The sequence below is a fragment of the Okeania hirsuta genome (genome assembly GCF_003838195.1).
Lineage (GTDB): Bacteria > Cyanobacteriota > Cyanobacteriia > Cyanobacteriales > Microcoleaceae > Okeania > Okeania hirsuta.
In genome coordinates this window covers 1-5,596 of the sequence record NZ_RCBY01000351.1, presented here as the reverse complement: position 1 = coordinate 5,596, position 5,596 = coordinate 1, and the positions used below count along the sequence as shown (strand labels likewise).

Annotated in this window: 4 protein-coding genes; 1 reads left to right on the top strand and 3 read right to left on the bottom strand. The window is 38.6% G+C overall.

Going from position 1 to position 5,596, the window contains the following annotated elements; translation table 11 throughout:
• Positions 1-211: 211 nt before the first annotated feature.
• Both trpE and D5R40_RS29915 read right to left on the bottom strand, forming a co-directional pair.
• Positions 212-1,747 carry an anthranilate synthase component I gene (trpE, locus tag D5R40_RS29920; RefSeq protein WP_124143702.1) on the bottom strand — a complete coding sequence of 512 codons (1,536 nt, stop codon included), beginning with the start codon at positions 1,745-1,747 and terminating at the stop codon, positions 212-214.
• Positions 1,748-2,083: 336 nt separating this feature from the next.
• The gene (locus D5R40_RS29915) at positions 2,084-2,512 is read right to left on the bottom strand and encodes a photosystem I reaction center subunit II PsaD (protein WP_124143703.1); all 429 of its coding nucleotides are present in this window, start codon (positions 2,510-2,512) and stop codon (positions 2,084-2,086) included.
• A gap of 650 nt (positions 2,513-3,162) precedes the next feature.
• Between D5R40_RS29915 and D5R40_RS29910 the strand changes: the two genes are divergently transcribed.
• Positions 3,163-3,492 carry an STAS domain-containing protein gene (locus tag D5R40_RS29910; RefSeq protein WP_124143704.1) on the top strand — a complete coding sequence of 110 codons (330 nt, stop codon included), beginning with the start codon at positions 3,163-3,165 and terminating at the stop codon, positions 3,490-3,492.
• 9 nt (positions 3,493-3,501) lie between these two features.
• Here the strand turns inward: D5R40_RS29910 and D5R40_RS29905 are convergent, their stop codons facing one another.
• A complete protein-coding gene (locus tag D5R40_RS29905) occupies positions 3,502-5,589 on the bottom strand; it encodes a DICT sensory domain-containing protein (protein WP_124143705.1) in 2,088 nt (695 codons plus the stop codon).
• Positions 5,590-5,596: the final 7 nt, after the last annotated feature.

Sequence of the window (5,596 nt, the reverse complement as noted above, 5' to 3'; positions counted from 1 at the left end):
GGGCGAATACCCATTTGCCCTTACAGGGTTTTGGCTATGACTATGTGGTTCATCAGTCAGCAAAAGCGCTGTAAGTCCCCCACGCTTATTTGAAAAAGCCCGTAGTGCTTGTTAATGGGGGTTTGTAGACGCGGAGTGGCTTCTCTTGAGTATCCCTCATTATACACGCAACTAGAAGCTGATAGCTAACCGCTGACCGCTGATTGCTATTTCAACTCTTTTTCAAACACCGAATTGCCTCCAACAAACCTCTAGCTTTATTAATACTTTCCTCATACTCTGTTTCCGGCACAGAATCCGCAACCAAACCAGCTCCCGCTTGCACAGTTACCGTGTGTTTACCATCATTTTTCGGCCGAACAACCATAGTTCTAATCGTAATAGCACTATTCAACTGACCCTCAAAATCATAATATCCATAAACCCCAGAATAAGCACCCCGGCGACAAGACTCTAATTCATTAATAATTTCCATCGCCCGAATTTTTGGCGCACCGCTAACAGTACCCGCTGGAAAACAAGCCTTCAATAAATCCCAAACAGTTTTCTCATCTGCCAATTCTCCCACCACATTACTAACAATGTGCATCACATGAGAATAACGTTCAATTATCATTAATTCATCAACTTTTACTGTTCCCACTCGGCAAACACGCCCCAAATCATTCCGACCTAGATCGACCAACATAATATGTTCTGCTCTTTCTTTCGGGTCTTGCAACAACTCCTCAGCTAAAGCATTATCTTCTGCATAAGTTTTGCCACGAGGACGAGTTCCGGCAATTGGTCTCACCGTAGCAAGACGTTTGCCATCAGGGGTATTTTCTGCTTTTACCATAACTTCCGGACTCGAACCAATGATTTGCCAATCACCAAAATTAAAATAAGCCATGTACGGAGAAGGGTTTATTAGTCGCAGGGAACGATAAAGAGCAAATGGCTCCCCTGTATATTCCGTTGAAAGTTGTTGCGAAATAACTACCTGAAAAATATCTCCTGCTTTGATGTAGTCTTTAGCTTTTTCAACGTTGGCACAAAATTGTTCGCGGGGTGTATTACTACTATAGATATCTCCAACTTCTTGACTTTTTCCAGCAGGTGGTTGCCATTCTAGTAAAGTATCTTGTTGTGATAGAGGAGATTGCAATTTATCTACTAACTGAGAAACGCGATCGCACGCTTGTTGATAAGCTGCCTTTAAATCTACCTCTGGAGAGCGGAGGTCTGCATAGGCGATCGCCCAAATCTTCCGTTTTACCTGGTCAAAAACCAAAAGATTATCGACCTGCATCCACAAACCATCAGGCAAATCATTTTCAGTATATGGGTAAACAGGTACACGAGGTTCGATCCACCGAATCAACTCATAACCCCAAAAACCAAATAAGCCACCAATATCAGGTGGTAGTTGAGGTAGTTTGACAGGTTGATATTTTTGCAGACAGTTATCTAGAGTTTCAAAGGGGTCTCCCTCAAAAGTTTTAACTGTGCCATCGCGGTAAGTTTGGGTAGTATGTTCCCCTCTTACTTCCAATGTCCACAATGGGTCACAGCCAAGAAAACTATAGCGTCCGATTTTCTCCCCACCTTCAACTGATTCTAGTAAAAAATTGTATGGTTGACCCGCGCATACACGATACCAAGCAGAAACAGGAGTATCGAGGTCTGCTACCCATTCTTGGTAGACAGGAACAAAGTTACCTTGTTTTGCTAGTTGGGAAAATTTGGAGAAGTCTGGGAATATCATAAATTTTGAGGTTTTAGATTTGAGATTCAGCAGCGACTCTAATAAAATTAAAACCTCAGCTTCAGATGAGATATCTGGAAGCCAAGGTGATGATAGAAATTGACACTCTCGCCGTTAAATCACATGATTATAACGGAAAATTATTATTTTGCTGACGCAACGCTGCGCATTTAATGTCGCCGAGCTAAACACAGACTCTCAGCCTAGATATACAAATCAAACAAGTTGAGTTGCATCTCATATAAACAATCGACCCAAGCTTTTTTGCTCCGTCTTTACGCTGAGGAAGCCATTGACTAGCAAGCGGTGCGCTTTTATCTACTGATTAATCACAACCTATGAGTCGTATGGTTTCTTACCAGTAAACTTGAGAGCAGCAGGTTCTGGGTTACGACCAATGTTACGGTCGATCTTACCTGCATAAGGACGTCCTTCATTAACCTTTTCAGGGAAGACTCCATCTTTCGGATGTAGATACTCAGTAGAACCATCAGGGAAAACCCGATAGATTTTGAAGTCCTCAATTTTGGGCCTAAATTTAGTCCTTAGTTGAGTGCCGAGGGCCAAGCATTGCTCTTTGCGAGCTAAGTATAGTAGGTTTTCACCTTCATTCATAATAGCTGCACCACCTGTAGGCATCTCAAATACCTGCTCTTTTGAGCTAGTCCAGGTAATAGCGTACTTTTCTTCAACTTCGGCCTTGGTCAGTAAGCCACCAGTACTGCCACCGAAAATAGGGGGTTGACCTGTTAGTTCGTCTGCCATAGATTTTTTATATGAACCTTTTTATGGAATCCTATCACCACAGTTACCCAGGTTTAAGAAATTGTAAGGTTCTGTTACAAAAGGATATTTTAGGACTCTGGCCAGACTTGAGGCCATTAATTACTAATTGCCATCGACTAAAGATAGTATCATTCTTTTTTTTCGGTTATGGTTGAAGTTAAAAAAGAGGGTAATTGCAATAGTCCTCTTGAATTTTACTATGACTTGATTTTAGTCTAGATAAAGAATCGAATAATAAAACTATATTGTTAATTACTGTCAATAGAGTAATCCTAAATTATTTGTGAGAAATTAGCGACTTTCGACTCCTAGTTAACCTGTTCTCTAAAAGTCTACAATATCTTACAACTCAAATAAGATTGCTACATATAGCATTTTTTGAGTATTGTTACTTTTTGCTTTTTTCAGAATATTTTGACATAACCTAAAGAAAATTGCTATAGATATTTTTTCTCGAATAAAAAACGCAATTTTTTTTTTGTTTACTGGAAATACTATAGTAACTAACTTTTGGTTAAAGCCGATCATTACCCTTGATTATATTTATTACCTTTATTAGGCATTTTTAACACTATATATATAAGGAACAGCTATTTTTCACCTTCACTTATTGAATTATATCGGACTATATGGAAGCAATTTTATTTCGCCCTCAAGGCAACTTAGATTTAAAGAGAAGTCATCAACTCAAGCAAATAGTAGACAAACTAATCGACAAAACACGAAATTTATACTGGATAATAGATATGGGATTAGTAAACCAAATTAATAATTTGGGATTAACTACTTTAGTTATTATCCGAAAAATTTCTGAAAAAAGAGGATGTCTATTATATCTGTTCAATATCCAAGATGATATTCAATTGGTTTTTCAATTAACTGGATTGGACCAAGAATTTCATTTTTTAGAAGATGAATCATTTCTCTATTCATTAAAACCTAAACTACTACTTTGCTAGCTGCTAAGTTTATGAATTAGATTCCTTTCTTCTTGTTTGATTTTCCCTCTCCATTTTTTCACTATTACTAACAATTGGAATTGTAAAGTGAAACTGACTACCCCGATTTTTACCCGCTGACTCTGCCCAAATTTTTCCTCCCAAGCGAGTAATAATCTGCCGACAAATGGCTAAACCTAAACCTGTACCACCAACACTGCGCCGTAAAGCACCTTCCTCTTGATAAAAACGATCAAATACAGCTTCTAAGCGCTTAGGTTCAATCCCACGACCAGTATCAGAGACTGTCACTTCCAACATATTATCTCCATTAGAAGTAGCCCCAATCATTACTGTTCCTTCAGACTGAGTAAACTTACAAGCATTATCCAGGAGTTTTGACAATACCTCTACTAACCATTCTCCATCAGCTAAAACTAAAGGTAGTTCTGTCGATACCTGAGTAGTAATATTCGGTAAATCTCTTTGTAAATGATGGGCACGAATACTACTCAGAGCCAAATCAACACATTCTAATAGAGGCAGATATTCTACATTCCACTCAACCGTACCACTTTCTAAATGAGACAATGTTAAGAAATCTTGCACAAGATGACGCATTCTATCTGCATCTGCTAATGCAGTTTCCAACATAACTTGACGTAACTCTGCAGGCATATCTGGTTCTTGACTCAAACTTTCAAGGCAAACTTGAATAGTTGATAAAGGTGTCCGTAGCTCGTGGCCAGTAATTGCAATTAAATTACTACGAGTCCGGTCCAGAGCTTCTAATTGTTGATTTAATTCTTCTAAGTGGGCATAAGTTTCCGCCTGGATCAAAGTTATACCTAATTGAGTAGCGATCGCTTCTACTAAATCTATTTTGTCATCAGACCAGTGATGAGGACATGAACCACAGTGGTGTAACTCCACCATACCTAAAAGTCTTCCCTGATAAAGCAAAGGTACCATTAACCAGCTCTTAATTTCCCATTGAGATATTAATGTTTGGAGACAACTTTTGGCCTTTATTTTAGAGCCTTGTGGTGTTTCTGTCAAACAATAATTAGGCAGTAAGCTTGTATCTTCTATATAGACTTGCTCTTGAGTTTGAACAACCTTTTGAAATAAAGGATTATCTTGTAAAGGCCATTCTTGATTAACCACAGATGTAACTGACGAACTTAAATATTCATGTGTAATAGTTACTGTGACATCTAAAGCTCGACATTGATAAATTAAGCATCGGCAAGCTAAAAGTGCTTCTCCCAATTCTTGCACTGCTACTTTGATAATCTCATCAGAGTCTAGCGATCGCCTCATGGCATTAGAAATAATATTAATCAGGCGCTGTTTTTGTTCCTGAACAGCGATCGAGCGATATGTTTTAAGTAACTTATATTGACTTGCTTGCAAATAAGTCACCAAACGTTGGGCAAAAGGATCGTTAAATTGAGGATTTTGAGTAACTACTTCTGAAGCTTTTTTTAGGTAACGACGATTAGAGCTAGATTTTCTTTTTGCAGATTTTCTTCCCATCTCTACATCAAGATTGATGCTATAAACTTCTCGTGCTGCTTGTACTTTTTCTTCTAACTGTGGCCTATATCTGAGTATTCTATTCAGTAATAATTCAGCAGCTTGGACACATACTTGACGGTCAAAAGTCCAGATACCTTCAAATCGACGTGCCTGATCCATGGCAATCAACTCAGATGTTTCATCACTTTTACCAGAATTAAAACGCTCATTACAAATCAAACAACTTGAATACTGTTGACCAAGTACCAGTAAATTCCATTCCTTACTTAAAGTCTCTTTAGTATTAAAAGCTATTGTTTCGTAATACTCAGAAGAATTTTTAAATGCTGTTTCTGGTGCTGCTAGTACATATACTTGGGATGTTAGGTTAGCAATTCGTCTATAACGATGAGCTTCCTGACGATAAAAACGCTCTTGCTGAAAAGTTGCAATTACCAGAGGTTGATCGGAGCTTGCTAAAACCTGGTCTTCCATTGCATGAGATAGAGCAGTCAGGGATGACTTAAAGTAAATTTGTGGTCTCAACTGCGGAATCTCTTGCACCAGTTCTGCCAATACGGACTTAGGGATGGTCATCTGGCGG

Coding starts and splice junctions, on each gene's coding strand:
- trpE (WP_124143702.1), bottom strand. CDS start 1,747: ATGATATTCCCAGACTTCTCCAAATTTTCCCAACTAGCAAAACAAGGT.
- D5R40_RS29915 (WP_124143703.1), bottom strand. CDS start 2,512: ATGGCAGACGAACTAACAGGTCAACCCCCTATTTTCGGTGGCAGTACT.
- D5R40_RS29910 (WP_124143704.1), top strand. CDS start 3,163: ATGGAAGCAATTTTATTTCGCCCTCAAGGCAACTTAGATTTAAAGAGA.
- D5R40_RS29905 (WP_124143705.1), bottom strand. CDS start 5,589: ATGACCATCCCTAAGTCCGTATTGGCAGAACTGGTGCAAGAGATTCCG.